The following is an 18,563-nucleotide window of genomic DNA, read 5'->3' on the forward strand; positions in this document are numbered from 1 at the left end:
ACAAGGGATCTGCCCAGTATCCCACGGGGCGTAAAGCCGTTTTCGCGCTACGGGGGGTAGCTGGGAGAATGGTCGGTAACCCACTGGGACCGACAGACGAGAGAAGGACGTGCCGACCGTGGCCGAGAGTCAGACCAGCACCGAGACCGACTGGGTCTCCCGCTTCGCGGACGATGTCATCGCCGAATCGGAGCGTCGTGCGCCTGGCAAACCGGTCGTCGTGGCCTCCGGGCTCTCCCCGTCTGGCCCGATCCACCTCGGCAACCTCCGCGAGGTCATGACCCCGCACCTGGTCGCCGACGAGATCCGCCGCCGGGGCCTCACCGTGCGCCACCTGATCTCCTGGGACGACTACGACCGCTACCGCAAGGTTCCCAACGGCGTCCCCGGCGTCGACGCGTCCTGGGCCGAGCACATCGGTAAGCCGCTGACCTCGGTGCCCGCCCCGGCCGGCTCCTCCCACCCGAACTGGGCCGAGCACTTCAAGGCCGCCATGACGGCTGCCCTGGACGAGCTGGGCGTCGAGTACGACGGAATCAGCCAGACGGAGCAGTACACCGCGGGGACCTACCGCGAGCAGATCCTGCACGCGATGAAGCACCGCGGTGACATCGACGCCGTCCTCGACCGCTACCGGACGAAGAAGGACCCGGCGGCCCAGGGCAAGGGCGGTAAGAAGCCGCAGCAGCAGCAGAAGAAGGTCGACGAGGCCGAACTGGAGGCCGCCGAGGGCTCCGGCGCCGCCGACGAGGACGACGGCAGCGGCAACAGCGCCGGCTACTTCCCGTACAAGCCCTACTGCGGCAACTGCGAGAAGGACCTCACCGTCGTCACCTCCTACGACGACGACACCACCGAGCTGAACTACACCTGCTCGGCGTGCGGCTTCGCCGAGACGGTCCGGCTCAACGAGTTCAACCGCGGCAAGCTCGTCTGGAAGGTCGACTGGCCGATGCGCTGGGCGTACGAAGGTGTGATCTTCGAGCCCAGCGGCGTCGACCACTCCTCGCCCGGCTCCTCCTTCGTCGTCGGCGGCCAGATCGTCCGCGAGGTCTTCGACGGCGTGCAGCCCATCGGGCCCATGTACGCCTTCGTCGGTATCTCCGGCATGGCCAAGATGTCCTCCAGCAAGGGCGGGGTCCCCACCCCGGCCGACGCGCTGAAGATCATGGAGGCGCCGCTGCTGCGCTGGCTCTACGCCCGCCGCAGGCCCAACCAGTCGTTCAAGATCGCCTTCGACCAGGAGATCCAGCGGCTGTACGACGAGTGGGACTCGCTGGGCCGCAAGGTCGCCGACGGTACGGTGCTGCCCGCCGACGCCGCCGCGTACGCCCGGGCCATCGGCACCGCGGCCGGGGAGCTCCCGAGCACCCCGCGCCCGCTGCCGTACCGGACGCTCGCCTCGGTCGCCGACATCACCGCCGGCGCCGAGGACCAGACCCTGCGCATCCTCAGCGAGCTCGACCCGGAGAACCCGCTGACCTCGCTGGACGAGGCGCGCCCGCGCCTCGACCGCGCCGAGAACTGGATCACCACCCAGGTCCCGGCCGAGGCCCGCACCATCGTCCGCGACGAGCCCGACAAGGAGCTCCTCGGTTCGCTTGACGACCAGGGCCGCGAGTCGCTGCGCCTCCTCCTGGAGGGGCTGGACTCGCACTGGTCGCTGGACGGGCTCAGCACGCTCGTCTACGGCGTACCGAAGGTGCTGGCGGGCCTGGAGCCGGATGCCAAGCCGACGCCCGAGCTGAAGGCCGCCCAGCGGTCCTTCTTCGCCCTGCTCTACCGGCTGCTCGTCAGCCGCGACACGGGACCCCGCCTGCCCACGCTGCTGCTCGCGGTGGGGGCGGACCGGGTGCGCAGGCTGCTGGGCGCGTAGCACCGCCGTACGTACGAAAAGGGCCGCCGCCCGGGAATCTCCCCCGGGCGGCGGCCCTTCGGCCGTCCGTACGCCTCGTCTCAGGCGCTCTGGTCGGCCGTGACCCGCTGCATGTAGTGGTTCCTGAACTGCGGCATCAGCTGCTGGAGCAGCTCGGCCGAGCGCGGGTGGTGCACATTGCGCCGGTCGGCCAGGTGGATGTCGAGGGTCTCGATGTTCGGGTACTGGCCCTCCTGGTCCGTGTACGCGCTGAACTCCTCGTACGCGCGGTCGGCGAAGTCGTTGTCCTCCTGGGACCACTCCTCCAACTGCGGCGCGTCCTCGGGGCCGGGGGCGGGCACGGCGGGCGGCTCCTCGTCGGCGGCCTGCTGCACGGGCTGTACGGGCTCCGCCCGCTGTACGGGCTCCGGGCCCGCGTGGGGCTCCTCGCGGAGTTCCTCGCGGCGGGGGTGCGGGACCGCGCCGATCGTGCCGACGTTGCCGAGGGGGCGGGTGCGGCCGGGGCCCAGGGGGACGGCGGCGGGCGTGGGCTCCAGGCCCTCGGCGTGCTGCGGGTCGTACGCGCTCGCGTGCGGGGCCTCCGGAAGCTTCTGGGCGGCGAACCAGGGGCTGTCGTGGGTGGGCGGGACCTGCGGGGCCTCCAACGCCTGCTGCTGCTCCTGCTGCTGAAGCGGGGACTGAAGCTGGGGCTGGGGCTGGGGTGCCTGCTTCTGGAGCGACATCGGCTGCTGCTGCGGGTGCTGATGAGCCTGCTCCTGCTGAGGCTCCCGCTCCTCGCGCCCCAGCTCGTGCCCGTGCTCCCGGCCCTGCTCCCGCTGGGGCTCGTAGGGCAGTTCGGCCTTCGGGGCGGGCGGCAGCAGGGCCGGCTCGATGCCGGCGGCGGCGAGCCCGGCCGGGGCGGTCTCGGCGAGCGGGACGCCGTACTTCGCCAGCCGCAGCGGCATCATCGACTCGACCGGGGCCTTGCGGCGCCAGTTGCGGCCGAACCGGGCCTGGAGCCGGGCCTGGTAGATCAGCCGCTCCTGTTCGAGCTTGATGACCTGCTCGTAACTGCGCAGCTCCCAGAGCTTCATGCGCCGCCACAGCTTGAACGTCGGTATGGGGGAGAGCAGCCAGCGGGTGAGGCGCACGCCCTCCATGTGCTTGTCGGCCGTGATGTCCGCGATCCGGCCCACCGCGTGCCGGGCGGCCTCCACGGAGACGACGAACAGGACCGGGATCACCGCGTGCATCGCGGTGCCGAGCGGGTCGGGCCAGGAGGCGGCGCCGTTGAACGCGATGGTCGCGGCGGTCAGCAGCCACGCCGTCTGGCGCAGCAGTGGGAACGGGATCCGCATCCACGTCAGCAGCAGGTCCAGCGCGAGCAGGACACAGATGCCCGCGTCGATGCCGATCGGGAAGACCAGGGAGAACTGGCCGAAACCCTTGTCCTCGGCCAGCTCGCGCACGGCCGCGTACGAGCCCGCGAACCCGATCGCGGCGATGAGCACCGCACCGGCGACGACGACTCCGATGAGTATCCGGTGCGTGCGTGTCAGCGGTATGGCGGCCACCGGCGCTCCCCTCCCCGACTTCTTCTCTCCCGGACCGGCATCCACGTCCGGCGCTGGCACAGCCTGGCACATGTGTACGAGTGCCGTTGCGCGGGGAGGGGGGAAGCCCGGCCCTCCGAGGAGGACCGGGCTTCGGAAAAACGGTGCGCGGCCTGGGAGTTCGACGTTCCCGGCCCGCTCAGGTCACGACTTGGCCGTGGCCTTCGGGCCGGCCTTCGCGGTCTTCCCGGCCGACGGGGTCTTCTTGGCGTCCCCGGTCGGCGGAGTGGCCTCCGCGCTGCCCGAACCGGCGGTGGCGCCGACCGCGGCGACCGCCTCCTTCGCCGCCTTCTGGGCGTCCTTGAGGATGTCCGCCGCGGACGGGGTCTTCGCCCCCGCGTAGCCCGCGCCGTTGTAGGTCAGGGTGACGACGACATTGCCCGTACGGGCCACGACCGTGGCGTTCTCGAAGTCCTCGTCCGTCTTGTTGAGGCCGTACGTGATCGCCGTGGCCTCGTCGCCGATGCCGGTCGCGGCGGTCGCGGCGACCTTCTGCGCGCCCTCGCTCGCCTTCTCCTTGGCGATCTGCTTCGTGTAGTCCTCGGTGGCGCGCGCGGCGCCGCTGCCGAGCGACTGGTCGGAGCCGAAGCGGGTGAAGGCGACGTCCAGCCAGCGGTACTGCGAGCCCTTGACGCCCTTGTCGTCCAGGCCGTTCCACGAGCAGCTGCCCCGCACCGAGAGGTCGCTGGAGCGGCCTGCGGTGCCGCCCTTCTTCTTGGCCTCGGGCACCAGTTCCGCGACGGTCTTCTTCGCGATCGAGGTGCACGCGTCGGGCAGGTCGGTGAACTTCGCCGGCTCGACCGCGGGCTTCGACGGCTCGGTGCTGCCGGTGCCGGACGACGAGGAGCCCGCGTTCTTCTTGCCTTCGGCGCCGGAGCCGGAGCCGGAGTCCGACGAGCAGCCGACGGCTACGAGCATCAGCGGAACGGCGGCGCAGGCGAGTATGCGGGACAGTCGCGGAGCTGATCGGTGCATGGTTCCTTCACTCGGACGGCACGGAGGTCTCGTTCGTGGAGGCTCGGTCGTGCGGTGTGCGGTCGGGCTCGTTGGCGGGCGGTGCGTCTTCGGACGTCGTCCGGCGGATCTCCGGAGGCTTCCGGAGAGCCACGTTACGACGGGCAGCGGCTCCGCGGCGCCCCGGTCACGGACCCGGACGGCCCGTGGACCGGCCGTCCGGAGGGGCCGGGAGCGCCCCTACTCGCTGATCACCTCGGCCAGCTTCCGGGCCAGTGCCTGGGCCTTGTCCTGCAGTTCCTTGCTGTCGGGCACCTTGGTGACGAGGGCCGGCTGCTCGCCGTACCGGACGGTCACGATCACGTTCGATGTGCGGAATACCACGCTCACCGTGCGGTGCTGCGCGGTGGAACCTGCCCGGGTGAGGAGATCGTCCAGGAATGCGGCATCTCCGAGCCCGTCGAGGACCCGCGGCCGGAGGTCTTCGCTGCCGCCGCCGGGCGTGCCCGGGGTGCCGGACGAGGAGCCGGACGCGGAGGGGGAGGGGTCGGCCGAACCCTCGCCGCCGGGCTTCCCGGTCCCCTCCTCCTCCCCTGCCGCGCTGCCCGCGGCCTTCTCCGGGGGCCCCGGGGAAGTGGTCACCCCCGACAGATCGGCCGCGGTCTCCTTCTTCGCGTACAGCGTGCGGGCGCGGTCGTCGTCGCTCACGGCGGGGTCGTACGACACGACGCGCTCGAAGTCGATCGAGAGGTTCCGGGTGGAGTCCGGCGCATCGGACTTCCAGCTGCAGCCGACCTTGCGGTCGGTGTCGTACGTGACGGTCGGCGCCCCCCGGAACGCCTTCTCCTGCTGCTGCTGTGGCAGCTCCGCGACCCCCGGCAGCAGGTCCTTCAGCGTGGAGCCGGGTACGGCGCGGCAGGGCGCGGGCAGGGTCCGGTACTTGCCCGGGGGCGCGGTGGTGACGGTGGGGCCGCCCGGCTTGCTGTCGGCGTCGCTCGCGCTGCCGTCGGAGCCGGCACTGCAGCCCACGGCGAGCGCTGCGAGGAGCGCGACGCCGGGTACGTACGCCATGTGTCGCACCGTCCCAGGCTCCCTTCGGTACGGAAAACATGTTGCCGCTCGGAGGCGGCCGATGGACACAATGTGTATCGCACGCGCCGCTGTGAATGCCGGTCGGCCGACTTGTTTGCCGACCTTGGGCCCGGTTTTGCGCTTTCAGTCTTTTCGGGGGAATCTCGGGGGAATCGAGGAGTTATGTCGTACGTAGAGGTGCCGGGGGCGAAGGTCCCCATCCGGATGTGGACCGATCCGGCGTCGGTCGAGGACGTCGCCATGCAGCAGCTGAGGAACGTGTCCACGCTGCCGTGGATCAAGGGTCTCGCCGTCATGCCGGACGTCCACTTCGGCAAGGGGGCCACGGTCGGTTCGGTGATCGCGATGCAGGGTGCGGTCTGCCCGGCCGCGGTGGGGGTCGACATCGGCTGCGGGATGTCCGCGGTCAGGACGTCCCTGACCGCAAACGATCTTCCCGGCGACCTGTCACGGCTGCGTTCCAAGATCGAACAGGCCATTCCGGTGGGCCGCGGGATGCACGACGGCGCCGTCGACCCGGGGAAGCTGCACGGGTTCCCGACGTCCGGGTGGGACGACTTCTGGGGGCGGTTCGACGGGATCGCGGAAGCGGTCAAGTTCCGTCAGGAACGTGCCACGAAGCAGATGGGAACGCTCGGATCAGGTAATCATTTTATCGAGTTCTGTCTCGATGAGACCGGTTCTGTCTGGTTGATGCTGCACTCCGGCTCGCGGAACATCGGTAAGGAGCTGGCCGACTTCCACATCGGCCAGGCGCAGAAGCTGCCGCACAACCAGGGTCTGATCGACCGGGACCTGGCGGTGTTCGTTGCGGACACCCCGCAGATGGCGGCCTACCGCAACGACCTCTTCTGGGCGCAGGAGTACGCGAAGTTCAACCGCGCGATCATGATGGGGCTCTTCCAGGACGTCGTCCGCAAGGAGTTCAAGAAGGCGCGGGTCACCTTCGAACCGGTCATCTCCTGCCACCACAACTACGTGGCGGAGGAGCGGTACGAGGGCATGGACCTGCTGGTCACCCGCAAGGGGGCGATCCGGGCCGGCTCCGGGGACTACGGGATCATCCCGGGTTCCATGGGCACGGGCTCGTACATCGTCAAGGGTCTCGGCAACGAGAAGTCCTTCAACTCGGCGTCCCACGGGGCGGGCCGGCGGATGAGCCGGAACGCCGCGAAGAAGCGCTTCTCGACCAAGGATCTGGAAGAGCAGACGCAGGGCGTGGAGTGCCGCAAGGACTCCGGGGTGGTGGACGAGATCCCCGGCGCCTACAAGCCGATCGAGCAGGTCATCGACCAGCAGCGGGACCTGGTCGAGGTCGTCGCGAAGCTCAAGCAGGTGGTGTGTGTGAAGGGCTGAGGCCCCATTGCCCCAGCCGCCTCACCACCGCCCGGTCCACCGCATCCGCTACAGGGTGCGGTGGACCTTCGTGTTGGAGGCCTGGGCGCGGGGGCGGACCACCAGGAGGTCGATGTTGACGTGGCTGGGGCGGGAGACGGCCCAGCCGATCGTGTCGGCCACGTCCTCGGCGGTGAGGGGGGCGTCCACGCCCGCGTAGACCTTGGCGGCCTTCTCGGTGTCGCCGCGGAAGCGGGTGGTGGCGAACTCGTCGGTCTTGACCATGCCGGGGGCCACCTCGATGACGCGGACCGGGGTGCCGACGATCTCCAGGCGCAGGGTCTCGGCCAGGACGTGCTCGCCGTGCTTGGCGGCCACGTAGCCGCCGCCGCCCTCGTAGGAGGAGAGGGCGGCGGTGGAGGAGAGGATCACGATCGTGCCGTCGCCGCTGGCGGTGAGGGCGGGGAGCAGGGCCTGGGTGAGGTTGAGGGTGCCGATGACGTTCGTCTCGTACATCTGACGCCAGTCGGCGGGGTCGGCGCTCGCCACCGGGTCGGCGCCCAGGGCGCCGCCCGCGTTGTTGACGAGCAGGGCCAGGGAGCGGAACGCGGTGGCGAACTCGTCCACGGCCGTGCGGTCGGTCACGTCCAGGGCGTAGGCCGTCGCCTCGTGGCCCGCCTCGGTGATCTCGGCGGCGAGTGCCTCGATCCGGTCCTTGCGGCGCGCGGTGAGCACGACCCGGAATCCGGCTGCTGCCAGCGTGCGGGCGGTCGCGGCGCCGATGCCGCTGCTCGCGCCGGTGATGACGGCGATGGGGGTGGCGGTCATGGCGATCTCCTCGGGCAGTTGATCGGTAACGGGGCAAGAATATGCAGCCGTTGCCCGCCCGGTCTGCCCCGCCTCCACGGACCGGACAGGGGGCCTCGGGGAGCCGTACGGGGTTCCCCGTGGGCTGTGCGGGTGGGTAAGAGCGCGTCGGGTCTGTCGTTTAATAGGGTTATTCGGTGTGATCGGTATGTTCCGGGCATGGGACTGACGCGTAGAGGACTGCTGATGCCACTGTCCGCCGCCGCGGCGATGGCGGCGGCGATGACCGTACTGGTGGCGGCCGTGGTGCCGGGGGCGGCCGCTTCGGCCGGGACCTCCCCCGAGGCGCCGACATCCGGGGCGCCCGTGACCGAGTTGTCCGCGACCATTGGTGAGGGGGTCGGGGCCGCTCCCGTGCCCGAGGCGGACCTCTCCCACCACGGGTACGTCTCCTTCTCGGGCGGCCATATCGCGCTCCGGATCCGGAGCGAGAACCTGGGGCCCTCCGATGTGACCTCCTCGACCGTACGGCTGCGCTTCTCCGTGCCGCTCGCCCTGCGGCAGGAGCTGCCGCACGGCTGCCTCCGGTCCGGAAAGGCCACCGTGCTCTGCGAGACGGGCGGGCTGCGTTCCGGCGGCGGGGCCCGGCAGACCGCGCTCGACCTGCGGCCGGCGGGCGGTCCCGACGAGGTGATCGTGCGGCTCGACACCGTCTGGAACGGCGGGGCGCGGGACACGGACCCCAAGAACAACGTGCATCAGGTGCTCGCACCCGCCACGGGGGATGCGTACGCCTTCTGAACCGGTGATCATGGTGGGGTGATCGTCGAACGCGCGTATGCCCATGTGGACTCCCCCGATCCGGGGGAGTGGCCCTGGTCGGTGCCGTGCGTGCGGCAGTTCCTCGCCGAGGGGCTGCGGTTCCGGGCCCCGGTGACCTTCCTGGTGGGCGAGAACGGGTCGGGGAAGTCCACGCTGGTGGAAGCCCTCGCCGAGGGGTTCGGGCTGGACTCGTACGGCGGGTCGCTCGACTGGAAGTACGCGACCTCGCGGGGCAAGTCCGTGCTCGGTGAGCGCGTCCGCTTCGACGCGGCGCCCCGGGGGCGGCGGATGGTGGGCAGCCGGTCCGCGCGCAAGGGGTTCTTCCTGCGCGCGGAGACCGCCCTGGACGCGTTGGAGCGGGAGAATTTCGGGCCGGACTCCCTCAGCCACGGGGAGGGGTTCCTCGCGGCCTTCCGGGAGAAGTTCGTGGTGCCGGGGCTGTACGTCATGGATGAGCCGGAGGCCGCGCTCTCCTTCGGCTCCTGCCTCGAACTCCTCGGGCACATCGACCAGTTGGTCAAGGCGGGCGGTCAGGTGGTGTGCGCCACGCACTCACCGCTGCTCACCGCGCTGCCGGGCGCCGACATCGTGCAGGTGGGGGAGGACGGCATGGAGCGGGTGCGATGGGCGGACCTGGCCCTCGTCGACCACTGGCGGCGCTACCTCGCCGACCCGCAGGCGTATCTGCGGCACATCACCGGCTGAGGCCGTCGCCCTACGCCGCCGCGCCGCCGAACTCCCGTACCGCGTCGGCGACGATCGTCTCCAGGTGGCCGTGGTGCGCGCCCCGCCAGTACACCCGGGCGCACGCCGTGCACTGGGCGAACACGTCGTACGCCTGTTGCGTGCCGTGCTCCAGCAGATCGCTCACCGCGTCCTTGTCCGCCTCCGCCAGCGTCCCGTTGCAGGCGGTGCAGCGGGTCCACGGGGCGAGGTGCGGGGCGAAGCGGCCGAGGACGTCGCGGAGCTGCTCCTGGGGGCGGTCGCTGTAGACGTACGCCCCCGCCCAGAGTTCCCGGCGCCGCAGCAGCCCGCGGTCCCGGGAGAGCAGGACGCGCCGCTCCCGCGCGGAGAGGGCGGCGAGCGCGGGATCGCCGATGTCCTCGCTCTCGTACGCCGCGTCCACGCCCAGGAGCCTCAACCGGCGGGCCAGCGTGCCGAGATGGACGTCGAGGAGGAAGCGCAGGGGTGCACCGGGGACCTGCTGGGGGCGCTCGATCGCCCGTACGTCGATGTGTTCGCCCGGTCCCGGGACGTGCGAGCGGGCGACCGGTTCGCCGTTCACCAGCAGGGTGCCGGCCTCGGTGAGCGGGACGCCGAGGGACTCGATGACGTGGCCGAGGGTGGAGGCGCCGTCGGTGGTGAGCCGGGTGGGGCCTCCGCGGCGCTCGTGGGGGACGAAGAGCCGCAGCTCAGGGGCTACTTCGAAGGTGATCTCGGGTCCGTTCACCGGGCCAGGATGCCACTGGGGAGGGGCGGGCTGCCAGGCATTTGGGACGCCCTGCCGGGCCGCTCCTCAGGGCGGTGGTGTGAAGGCCGTCGGGGGTACGCCCACCGTGGTGGTGAAGTCCCGTACGAGGTGGGCCTGGTCGCTGTAGCCGAGGTCGGCCGCCAGCCGTGCCCAGTCCACGGCCGGTTCGGACTCGGCGCGCTCCAGCGCCTCGTGGATGCGGTAGCGGAGGATGACCCACTTGGGGCCGACGCCGACGTACGCGGAGAAGAGCCGCTGCAGCGTACGGGCGGAGAGCCCCGCGCTCCGGGCGAGCTGTCCGACCCGGCGCACCGAGCGGTCCGTGCGTACCCGGTCGACCAGCTCCATCGCCAGCGTGGCCTGCGGGTCGGGCCGGGGCTCCAGGGCGAGCAGGCAGGCGTCGAGTGCGCGGACCCGGGCGTCCTCGTCGGCCGGGTCCAGGACCGCGCCGACGGGCGGTGGCGTACGGAGCACCTCGGCGGCGTCGATCCGGCGCCCGGTCAGGTCGCTGAGGGCGTGCTCCGGCGCGAACGGGCGGAATCCGCCGGGCCGGAACTGCACCCCGCAGACCCGCCCGCGCCCCGTCAGCTTCTGGGTGAAGAGCCCGAGGCCGATGCCCGCCACCTCGGCGTACCCGGCTCTCTCGCGGGCGCTCTCCCCGGCCTCGTACCGCTGGAGGACGAGGTTGACCGACGGGTGCGGGACGACGTGGGCGGCGTACGGCTGGTCGAGGTCCCAGTCGATGAGCCAGTAGTGCTCCAGGTACGGGCGGAGCGCGGGGGCGGGCTCGCGGCGGCGGAAGCGGACCCGCGTGAACAGGTCCGGGGCGTCGACGATGCCCCGGGTGTCGCGGCGAGGTCCGGCGGCCATGACATCGATCCTAAGGAGCCCGTGGGGGCCTGTCGCGTTTCTTCAAGACGCGGGCGGGCCGGAAGGGGAGTGTGGGGTCCATGACACAGAAGATCAGTGAACTGCTGGAAGCCGCCGCGGGCCGGGCCCTGCCCGTGGTGCGGGGTATCGACGACGGGCAGCTGGACCGCCGTACGCCGTGCGCGGAGTACGACGTACGGGCGCTGGTGAACCACCTGTTCCTGGTGGTCGTGAACTTCCAGGCCCTCGCCGCCCGCAAAGAGGTGGATTTCAGCCAGGAGCCGGAGTTCGTGACGGGTGACTGGCGGGCCCGGTTCGGTGCGGAGACCGCCCGGCTGGTGGAGGCGTGGGGTGCGCCGGGCGCCGAGGAGGGCACGACCGGGCAGATGGGGCTGCCGGCCCGGACGGTGGGGCTCATGGTGCTCGGTGATCTGACCGTGCACGCGTGGGACCTGGCGCGGGCGACGGGCGCGGAGTTCGTTCCGGACCCGGGTGTGGTCGAGGAGGTGGGCCCGGGGCTGGCGGCCCTGGCGCCGAAGGCCCGGGAGATGAAGGTGTTCGGCGAGCCGTTCCCGGTGGGGGCCGGGGCTACGGCTTTCGAGCGGGTGCTGGCCGTGACGGGGCGCGATCCGGGGTGGCGTCCGGCCGGGGGCTGAGGGCGGTGGGCCGGTCGGCGGCGGGGGCCTGGGCCGCCGGGCGGTCGTAGAGGGGGCCGAGTGCGGCGTACGCGTCGTCGACGATCTCCTCGGCGAGGAGCAGCATGTCCTGCTCGGCGAGGCGGGCCGCCCGGTGGGTGTACGGGGACGGCGGGGCGGGGTGCCTGCGGCGCCACCAGCATTCGCAGGCCGCGTAGATACCGCTGGCGAAGACGAGTACGGGGATGGAGAGGGCCAGCAGTACATCGCCCACGGCGGATCTCCTTGAGGGTCGGTGTCCTCTCCATCGGCGTTTCGGGCGGGTGGGCTGAAGACCGGACTTCAGCCATTTATTTGGCGTGATGCGACCGAATAGGTGCACGTGGGCGCGGGTGTGTGAGCGGTTCGAGCGGGTGTACGCCACTGCTGCGCGGCCGCCGCCCGTCAGGCGGGCTCCGGTGGATCAGGGCCAGACCAGGCAGTACGCCTGGTGCCCCGCGTCGTGCAGCCGGTGGGAGAAGTCCTGCCACTCGTGGAGCAGCTGGTAGACGTTGTAGGCGTCGCGCGGGCCGCCGCGGTCGGGGACCGTGGACCAGATGAAGGCCGCCGCGCCGACAGCTTCCTCGCCGACGCCGCGCAGCGGGTCGACGACGGTCATGGGGAGCTTGACCACCGCGTAGTCGGGGTGGAGGACGACCAGTTCCAGCGGGGGGACCTTGTGCAGGGGTATGCCCTGGATGCCGGTCAGGACCATGGCGGCCACCGTCTCCGGCTTGATCTTGGTGAACATGCCGCCCATGCCCAGCTCGTCGCCGCCCAGCTCCTCGGGGCGCATCGAAATGGGCACCCGTGCGGCGGTCGCTCCGTCCGGGGCGCCGAAGTACTTGTAGGTCACCCCCATCCCGCCACTGCTCCTGCTCCCGGGGGGCGGTGTGCTCTCCGCGCCCCTGCCCTGTGCGCGCTCGGCCCTTCGCCGGTGCCGCCCTCGCCGGGCAGGCTCGGGCCCCAGGTCGTCGGTCCCTTCGCCCACTCCGCCACCGCGATGCATATCTCATCCACCCGACTACTTCTTAGGAGACACAGCCCCCGCCGCGCAACCCGATCATCGTGTCAGTGACCTCCCCCACGGGCGTGCGGTGAAACACCTGTCCGCAAGACCGTCCGTGCCTCTGACACCATGGCATGTGTGAGCGTTCCCTGTGTCGCCCCAGTTTCGCAGACGTGAGGGGGCCGACGCTCTTCCGTGATACGAGGGGGGCGCGCTCCCTGCTCACCGGTGGCCGGGATTACCTTGGATTTTCCGGCCAGGCCTCCCGATACCCGAATCGCAGATCAGGACCAAAGTGGCGTATTCATACGAAGCCCCAGTTTCGCAGTCGCTGTTCGACCGGGCGTCCGTCGTGACGCCCGGCGGCGTGAACTCACCCGTGCGTGCCTTCCGGGCCGTGGGCGGTACGCCCCGGTTCATGGTCTCCGGCACCGGTCCGTACCTCACCGACGCCGACGGCCGTGAGTACGTCGACCTCGTCTGCTCGTGGGGACCGATGATTCTCGGACACTCCCACCCCGAGGTCATCGCCGCCGTCCAGGAAGCGGTCTCCCGGGGCACGTCCTTCGGCACGCCGGGTGAGGGCGAGGTCGCGCTGGCCGAGGAGATCGTGGCGCGGATCGCACCGGTGGAGCAGGTCCGCCTGGTCTCCTCCGGCACCGAGGCGACGATGTCCGCGATCCGGCTGGCGCGCGGTTTCACCGGCCGGTCCAAGGTCGTGAAGTTCGCCGGCTGCTACCACGGGCACGTGGACGCCCTGCTTGCCGCCGCGGGCTCGGGCCTCGCAACCTTCGGCCTCCCCGACACGCCGGGCGTCACGGGCGCCACGGCCCGGGACACCGTCGTGCTGCCGTACAACGACCTGGACGCCGTGCGGGCCGCCTTCGCCGCGCACCCCGGCGAGATCGCCTGTGTGATCACCGAGGCCTCGCCCGGCAACATGGGCGTCGTCCCGCCCGCCGACGGTTTCAACGCCGGGCTCAAGGAGCTCTGCGCGGCGGACGGCGCCCTCTACATCTCCGACGAGGTCATGACGGGCTTCCGTACGTCGAAGGCCGGCTGGTACGGCGTCGACGGCGTCAGCCCCGACCTGATGACCTTCGGCAAGGTCATGGGCGGCGGCTTCCCCGCCGCGGCCTTCGGCGGCCGCGCCGACGTGATGGCGCACCTCGCCCCGGTCGGCCCCGTCTACCAGGCGGGCACCCTCTCCGGGAACCCGGTCGCCACCGCCGCCGGCCTCGCCCAGCTGCGGCTGCTCGACGACGCGGCGTACGCGAAGATCGACGCGGTCTCCGCCGAACTGCGCTCCCTTGTAGGTGACGCGTTCACCAAGGAAGGCGTCGCGCACACCGTCTCCTCGGCGAGCAACATGTTCTCGGTGTTCTTCACGGACGAGCCGGTCCGCAACTACGACGACGCCAAGAAGCAGGAGGCCTTCCGCTTCACCGCCTTCTTCCACTCGATGCTGGAGCAGGGCGTCTATCTGCCGCCCTCCGCCTTCGAGTCCTGGTTCGTCTCCACCGCCCACGACGAGCGGGCGGTCGAACGCATCGCCGCCGCCCTGCCCGCCGCCGCCCGTGCCGCATCGGAGGCCACCGCATGAGCAGCGGGAACGGAAGCCGCGAGGACATCACCGTGGTGCACCTGGTGCGCCACGGCGAGGTGCACAACCCGGACGGTGTGCTGTACGGGCGGCGCGCCGGCTACCACCTCTCCGAGCTGGGCCGGCAGATGGCCGACCGGGTCGCCGGCCACCTGGAGAAGCGCGACATCACCCATGTCGTCGCCTCCCCGCTGGAGCGCGCCCAGGAGACGGCCGAGCCCGTCGCCAAGTCGCACGGCCTGGACCTGGCCACCGACGCCCGGCTCATCGAGGCCGGCAACGTCTTCGAGGGCAAGACCTTCGGCGTCGGCGACGGGGCGCTGCGCAACCCGGACAACTGGAAGCACCTCACCAACCCGTTCAGGCCGTCCTGGGGTGAGCCGTACATCGAGCAGGTCGTCCGCATGATGGGCGCGCTGGACGCCGCCAAGGACGCGGCGCGCGGGCACGAGGCGGTCTGCGTCAGCCACCAGCTGCCGATCTGGATCGTCCGCTCGTTCGTGGAGCGCCGCCGGCTCTGGCACGACCCGCGCAAGCGGCAGTGCACGCTGGCCTCGCTCACCAGCTTCACGTACCAGGGCGACCGCATCGTCTCGGTCGGCTACTCGGAGCCGGCCCGGGACCTGGTGCCCGCGCATCTGCTGGCCGGGGCGAAGCCGGTGAAGGGGAAGTCGAAGGCCTTCGGCGCGTAAGCCCCCACGCGCCGCGAACATACGGGACCGACCGCCACCGCGCGGCCGGTCCCGTTCTCGTATGCGGTGTGGTGCGGGAGGGGCGGGAAGCGCCGGTGCGGGAGGGGCGGGAAGTGCCGGTGCGGGAGGGGCGGGAAGTGCCGGTGCGTTAGATTAGGTTAGCCTAAGCTAAGTTGGCTCTGACGAGAACGGTGGAGCGATGACGCAACCTGCCCCGACCCCCCTCCCCGACCCGAGACGGGCGCCGCGGTCCAGCCCGGTGAGGCACGCCGATGAGTGACTGTACGGACGTGGACGCCACCCCCCGGCCGGTCACCGGCCCCCGGATGGCCCGGCTCGCCCGGCAGCTCGAAGGCGCCCGGGACGCCGCCGCCCGGGACGCCCTGGCCGAGGCCTTCTGGGCAGAGGCCGCCCGCACCGGCACCCCCCTCGTCGAGGAGCTCGACGACGCCCCCGGCCACCGGGCCGTCACCTTCCTGTGGCGCGGCCACCGCGCCACCCGCCGGGTCCTGCTGATGGCCCCGGGCCTCACCGGGCGCGACCGGCTCGCCGACTCCCTCCTGCACCACCTGCCGGGTACCGACATCTGGCACCTCGGCCTCCGGCTGCGCGCCGACCACCGCGGCTCCTACCGGATGGTGGCCGACATCTCCGCCGGGGCCGACCCCGCCGACCCCGCCCTGCTGCAGCGGCGGCTGCTGGCGCTGCGGGCGCACGGCGGGGCCGACCCGCTCAACCCGGCCCGGATGGCGACCCGTTGGCGTGACGCGCAGGACTCGGTCTTCGCCCTGCCCGAGGCCCCGCCCCAGCCCTGGGCCGCCCGGCGGCCCGCTGTCCCGCGCGGCGGCGTCGAGCGCCACGCCGTCGCGGCCGGTGTCCTGGGTGCCGAGCGGGACGTGTGGGTCTACCTGCCGCCGGACGCCGTCCCGTACCGGCCGGCGCACGAGCCCGGGGAGCAGGGGCGCCTGCCGCTGCTGGTGCTCTGCGACGGTGACATGTGGTTCGACCGGCTCGGCCTCCAGGACACCCTGGACGCGCTGATCGCCGACGGGCTCCTGCCGCCGCTGGCGGTCCTCGCCCCGGACGCCGTCGGTACCGCCACGCGCAGGCTGGAGCTGGGCGGCCGGGAGAGCTATGTCTCCTTCCTCGCCGACGAGGTGGTGCCCTGGGCGAGCGCCCGGTGGCCGCTGACCGCGCGGGCGGACCGGACGGTGGTGGCCGGTCAGGGGCTCGGCGGGATGACCGCGCTGTACGCCGGACTCACCCGGCCCGAGCGGTTCGGCGGGATCGTCGCGCAGTCCCCGTCGCTGTGGTGGCGGCCGGGTCTCGAGCCCGGGGCCGTGGCGCCGGACGCGATCGGCACCCCCTGGCCGGCCACGCTCGCCGCCGGACTCCGCGACGGGCTCCCGGCCGGACGGGGCACGGTGCGGGGGGCCGCCGTCCGCTTCGACGTCGGCCTGCACGAGGGAGCCATGGCGGATCACACCGAGGCCCTCCAGGCGGTGCTGCGCGCCCGGGGCCACCGGGTCACCCGCAATCTCCACAACGGCGGCCACGACTACGCCTGCTGGCGCGGGTTCCTGGCGGACGCCCTGGTGGAGCTGGTGGGCACCAGCCTTGACGTGGACGCGGCAGAGTCCCAGGGCGGGACGGGCGCCGCCCACCGCTCGGCCGGGCGCCCCTCAAGGCTGCCCTCAGGCCCCGCCGCAAGGTAAAGCGTATTGAAAGTCCCCAATTGCACGGAACCGTCGTGTTGTCCAAGGCCTCTCACCCATCAGCAGTTTGTATGGCCTTGAGATAAAACGACCGCAGATGGGGACGACATGCGCGACATCAATCGAAGGGGACTGCTCGGCGCGGGGCTCGGCACCGCCGCCGCGATCGGACTCGCGGGCTGTGGTTTCTCCACTTCCTCCGGCTCGTCGGAGGGCGGCCGGTCCGGTGACGGCGGCGGTGACAAGGGTGACACCGGGAACGGCGGAAAGGGCAGCGGAAACGGTTCGCCGAAGAACAAGGCCCGTCCGATCGGCGACGGCTCCACCGCCGACACCGGAAAGCAGCCCCATCAGCCCGCCGCCCCCGTCCCGCTCGAACCCGGCCAGACTCCGCCGCAGTTCGTGATCTTTTCCTGGGACGGCGCCGGCGAGGTCGGCAACGGGCTCTTCCCGCGCTTTCTCGACCTCGCGAAAGAGCACGACGCCGCGATGACCTTCTTCCTCTCCGGGCTGTATCTGCTGCCCGAGTCGAAGAAATCCCTCTACCGTCCCCCGAACAACCCCCGCGGCGCCTCCGACATCGGCTATCTCACCGATGGCCATGTCAAGGACACGCTGAAGTACGTGCGCCAGGCCTGGCTGGACGGCCATGAGATCGGCACCCACTTCAACGGGCACTTCTGCGGCGGTTCCGGTTCCGTCGAACGCTGGACCTCCGCGCAATGGCGGAGCGAGATCGATCAGGCCATGTCGTTCGTCACGGAATGGCGGACCAACACCGGCTGGGAGAACGAGGACCCGCTGCCGTTCGACTACCGAAAGGAGTTGATCGGCGGCCGCACCCCCTGTCTGCTCGGCCAGGACAATCTTCTGCCGACCGCGGGCAAACTCGGGTGGCGCTACGACGCCAGTTCGCCCGGCGGCCGCCAGATGTGGCCCGTGAAGCGCGGCGGCGTCTGGGATCTGCCGCTGCAGGGGATGCCGTTCCCCGGCCACTCCTTCGAGGTCCTCTCGATGGACTACAACATCCTCGCCAATCAGTCGAAGAATTCGACCAAGGGCATGCCCTCGCGCTATCCGGGCTGGCGCAAGCAGGCCGCCGGCGCGTATCTCGCCGGTTTCGAGCGCGCCTACACGACGAACCGTGCGCCCTTCTTCATCGGCAATCACTTCGAGGAGTGGAACGGCGGCATCTATATGGATGCCGTGGAAGAAGTGATCAAGAAGACCGCCGGCAAGAAGGATGTGCGGCTCGTCTCCTTCCGGCAGTTCGTCGACTGGCTGGACGTGCAGGATCCCGCCGTCCTCGCCAAGCTCCGCACCCTGGAGGTCGGACAGTCGCCTGCAGGCGGCTGGAACTCCTTCTTTAAACAGGCTTGACAAGGGGCTTTACGGTCACCGAGGGGGGTGCGGGAGATCGCCGGAACTGCCATGCGAAACTTTTCACATGAGCTTTGGCCGCGCATCCCGACGCCGCTTCACCCTGCTCGCCGCCACCGCCGTGGCCGGTGCCCTGACGCTGACCGCGTGCGGGGACGGCAACAAGGCCCAGGGCGGCGGCAACACCAACTTCGTCACCGGCAGCGGGGGCATCTCCACCGTCGCGAAGGGGGAGCGCCCCGAGGCTCCGAAACTCCAGGGCAAGGGCCTGGACGGCAAGCCGCTCGACCTCGCCGACTACAAGGGCAAGGTCGTCGTGCTCAACGTCTGGGGCTCCTGGTGCGGCCCCTGCCGCCTGGAGGCGAAGTACTTCGCGAAGGTCTCCGAGGAGACCGCCGACCAGGGCGTGCAGTTCCTCGGGATAAACACCCGGGACGCGCAGCGGGACCCCGCGGTGAACTTCGAGAAGGACTACGGGATCACCTACCCGAGCTTCTTCGACCCGATCGGCAAGCTCATCCTCCGCTTCCCCAAGGGCACCGTGAACCCGCAGGCCATCCCCTCGACGGTGGTCGTCGACCGGGACGGGAAGATCGCGGCCCGCACGCTCCAGCCGCTGGACGCCGAGCAGCTGCGCGAGATGATCGACCCGATCATCGCGGAGAAGTGAT

Annotated in this window: 18 protein-coding genes; 10 read left to right on the forward strand and 8 right to left on the reverse strand. The window is 71.2% G+C overall.

Annotation, left to right across the window (positions count from 1 at the left end; translation table 11 throughout):
* The first annotated feature begins 109 nt into the window (after positions 1–109).
* Complete coding sequence (gene lysS / locus ACK8N7_RS20970; RefSeq protein WP_500443659.1) at positions 110–1,876, forward strand: lysine--tRNA ligase; 1,767 nt, start codon at positions 110–112, stop codon at positions 1,874–1,876.
* Positions 1,877–1,956: 80 nt separating this feature from the next.
* Here lysS and ACK8N7_RS20975 read toward each other — a convergent pair whose 3' ends face one another.
* The 3 genes from ACK8N7_RS20975 to ACK8N7_RS20985 all read right to left on the reverse strand — a co-directional run bounded on the left by ACK8N7_RS20975 (position 1,957) and on the right by ACK8N7_RS20985 (position 5,493).
* A complete protein-coding gene (locus ACK8N7_RS20975; RefSeq protein ID WP_500443661.1) occupies positions 1,957–3,429 on the reverse strand; it encodes a DUF2637 domain-containing protein in 1,473 nt (490 codons plus the stop codon).
* Positions 3,430–3,612: 183 nt separating this feature from the next.
* On the reverse strand, positions 3,613–4,443 hold the full coding sequence (locus ACK8N7_RS20980; protein WP_500443663.1) for a DUF3558 domain-containing protein: 831 nt from the start codon (positions 4,441–4,443) through the stop codon (positions 3,613–3,615).
* A 219-nt stretch (positions 4,444–4,662) separates the two neighbouring features.
* Positions 4,663–5,493: a DUF3558 domain-containing protein gene (locus ACK8N7_RS20985; RefSeq protein ID WP_403212829.1), complete on the reverse strand. Its 831-nt coding sequence runs from the start codon at positions 5,491–5,493 to the stop codon at positions 4,663–4,665.
* A gap of 183 nt (positions 5,494–5,676) precedes the next feature.
* Here ACK8N7_RS20985 and ACK8N7_RS20990 point away from each other — a divergent pair, with 183 nt between their 5' ends.
* A complete protein-coding gene (locus ACK8N7_RS20990) occupies positions 5,677–6,870 on the forward strand; it encodes an RtcB family protein (RefSeq protein ID WP_031126069.1) in 1,194 nt (397 codons plus the stop codon).
* 48 nt (positions 6,871–6,918) lie between these two features.
* Here the strand turns inward: ACK8N7_RS20990 and ACK8N7_RS20995 are convergent, their stop codons facing one another.
* Positions 6,919–7,677, reverse strand: coding sequence for an SDR family NAD(P)-dependent oxidoreductase (locus tag ACK8N7_RS20995; RefSeq protein ID WP_403212827.1), 759 nt, complete (start codon positions 7,675–7,677; stop codon positions 6,919–6,921).
* A 225-nt stretch (positions 7,678–7,902) separates the two neighbouring features.
* Here ACK8N7_RS20995 and ACK8N7_RS21000 point away from each other — a divergent pair, with 225 nt between their 5' ends.
* The gene (locus ACK8N7_RS21000) at positions 7,903–8,457 is read left to right on the forward strand and encodes a hypothetical protein (RefSeq protein ID WP_500445798.1); all 555 of its coding nucleotides are present in this window, start codon (positions 7,903–7,905) and stop codon (positions 8,455–8,457) included.
* Positions 8,458–8,475: 18 nt separating this feature from the next.
* The gene (locus tag ACK8N7_RS21005) at positions 8,476–9,183 is read left to right on the forward strand and encodes an AAA family ATPase (RefSeq protein ID WP_403212825.1); all 708 of its coding nucleotides are present in this window, start codon (positions 8,476–8,478) and stop codon (positions 9,181–9,183) included.
* Positions 9,184–9,193: 10 nt separating this feature from the next.
* Here the strand turns inward: ACK8N7_RS21005 and ACK8N7_RS21010 are convergent, their stop codons facing one another.
* Both ACK8N7_RS21010 and ACK8N7_RS21015 read right to left on the reverse strand, forming a co-directional pair.
* The gene (locus ACK8N7_RS21010; protein WP_500443666.1) at positions 9,194–9,928 is read right to left on the reverse strand and encodes a Mut7-C RNAse domain-containing protein; all 735 of its coding nucleotides are present in this window, start codon (positions 9,926–9,928) and stop codon (positions 9,194–9,196) included.
* Positions 9,929–9,994: 66 nt separating this feature from the next.
* Entirely contained in the window at positions 9,995–10,819 is an 825-nt protein-coding gene (locus ACK8N7_RS21015) for a DUF6597 domain-containing transcriptional factor (RefSeq protein ID WP_403212821.1), read from the reverse strand.
* A gap of 80 nt (positions 10,820–10,899) precedes the next feature.
* On the opposite strand from ACK8N7_RS21015, the gene ACK8N7_RS21020 reads away from it, so the two are divergent.
* A complete protein-coding gene (locus ACK8N7_RS21020; RefSeq protein WP_403212819.1) occupies positions 10,900–11,475 on the forward strand; it encodes a TIGR03086 family metal-binding protein in 576 nt (191 codons plus the stop codon).
* On the opposite strand, the gene ACK8N7_RS21025 is transcribed toward ACK8N7_RS21020, so the two are convergent.
* Entirely contained in the window at positions 11,408–11,728 is a 321-nt protein-coding gene (locus ACK8N7_RS21025) for a hypothetical protein (RefSeq protein WP_500443668.1), read from the reverse strand. The genes ACK8N7_RS21020 and ACK8N7_RS21025 overlap by 68 nt on opposite strands.
* Positions 11,729–11,917: 189 nt before the next feature.
* Positions 11,918–12,355: a hypothetical protein gene (locus tag ACK8N7_RS21030; RefSeq protein WP_403212815.1), complete on the reverse strand. Its 438-nt coding sequence runs from the start codon at positions 12,353–12,355 to the stop codon at positions 11,918–11,920.
* A 478-nt stretch (positions 12,356–12,833) separates the two neighbouring features.
* On the opposite strand from ACK8N7_RS21030, the gene hemL reads away from it, so the two are divergent.
* The 5 genes from hemL (at position 12,834) to ACK8N7_RS21055 (ending at position 18,562) form a co-directional block, all read left to right on the forward strand.
* Positions 12,834–14,105 (forward strand): glutamate-1-semialdehyde 2,1-aminomutase, encoded by a 1,272-nt coding sequence (gene hemL, locus ACK8N7_RS21035; RefSeq protein WP_099127740.1) that lies wholly within the window; start codon positions 12,834–12,836, stop codon positions 14,103–14,105.
* A complete protein-coding gene (locus ACK8N7_RS21040) occupies positions 14,102–14,797 on the forward strand; it encodes a histidine phosphatase family protein (protein ID WP_500443670.1) in 696 nt (231 codons plus the stop codon). The genes hemL and ACK8N7_RS21040 overlap by 4 nt, the downstream gene beginning before the upstream one ends.
* A gap of 272 nt (positions 14,798–15,069) precedes the next feature.
* Complete coding sequence (fes, locus tag ACK8N7_RS21045) at positions 15,070–16,512, forward strand: enterochelin esterase (RefSeq protein ID WP_500443672.1); 1,443 nt, start codon at positions 15,070–15,072, stop codon at positions 16,510–16,512.
* Positions 16,513–16,620: 108 nt separating this feature from the next.
* Positions 16,621–17,892 (forward strand): polysaccharide deacetylase family protein, encoded by a 1,272-nt coding sequence (locus ACK8N7_RS21050; protein ID WP_403212809.1) that lies wholly within the window; start codon positions 16,621–16,623, stop codon positions 17,890–17,892.
* 67 nt (positions 17,893–17,959) lie between these two features.
* Positions 17,960–18,562, forward strand: coding sequence for a TlpA family protein disulfide reductase (locus ACK8N7_RS21055; protein WP_403212807.1), 603 nt, complete (start codon positions 17,960–17,962; stop codon positions 18,560–18,562).
* Position 18,563: the final 1 nt, after the last annotated feature.

This window comes from Streptomyces griseobrunneus, from assembly GCF_046713465.1.
GTDB classification, from domain to species: domain Bacteria; phylum Actinomycetota; class Actinomycetes; order Streptomycetales; family Streptomycetaceae; genus Streptomyces; species Streptomyces microflavus.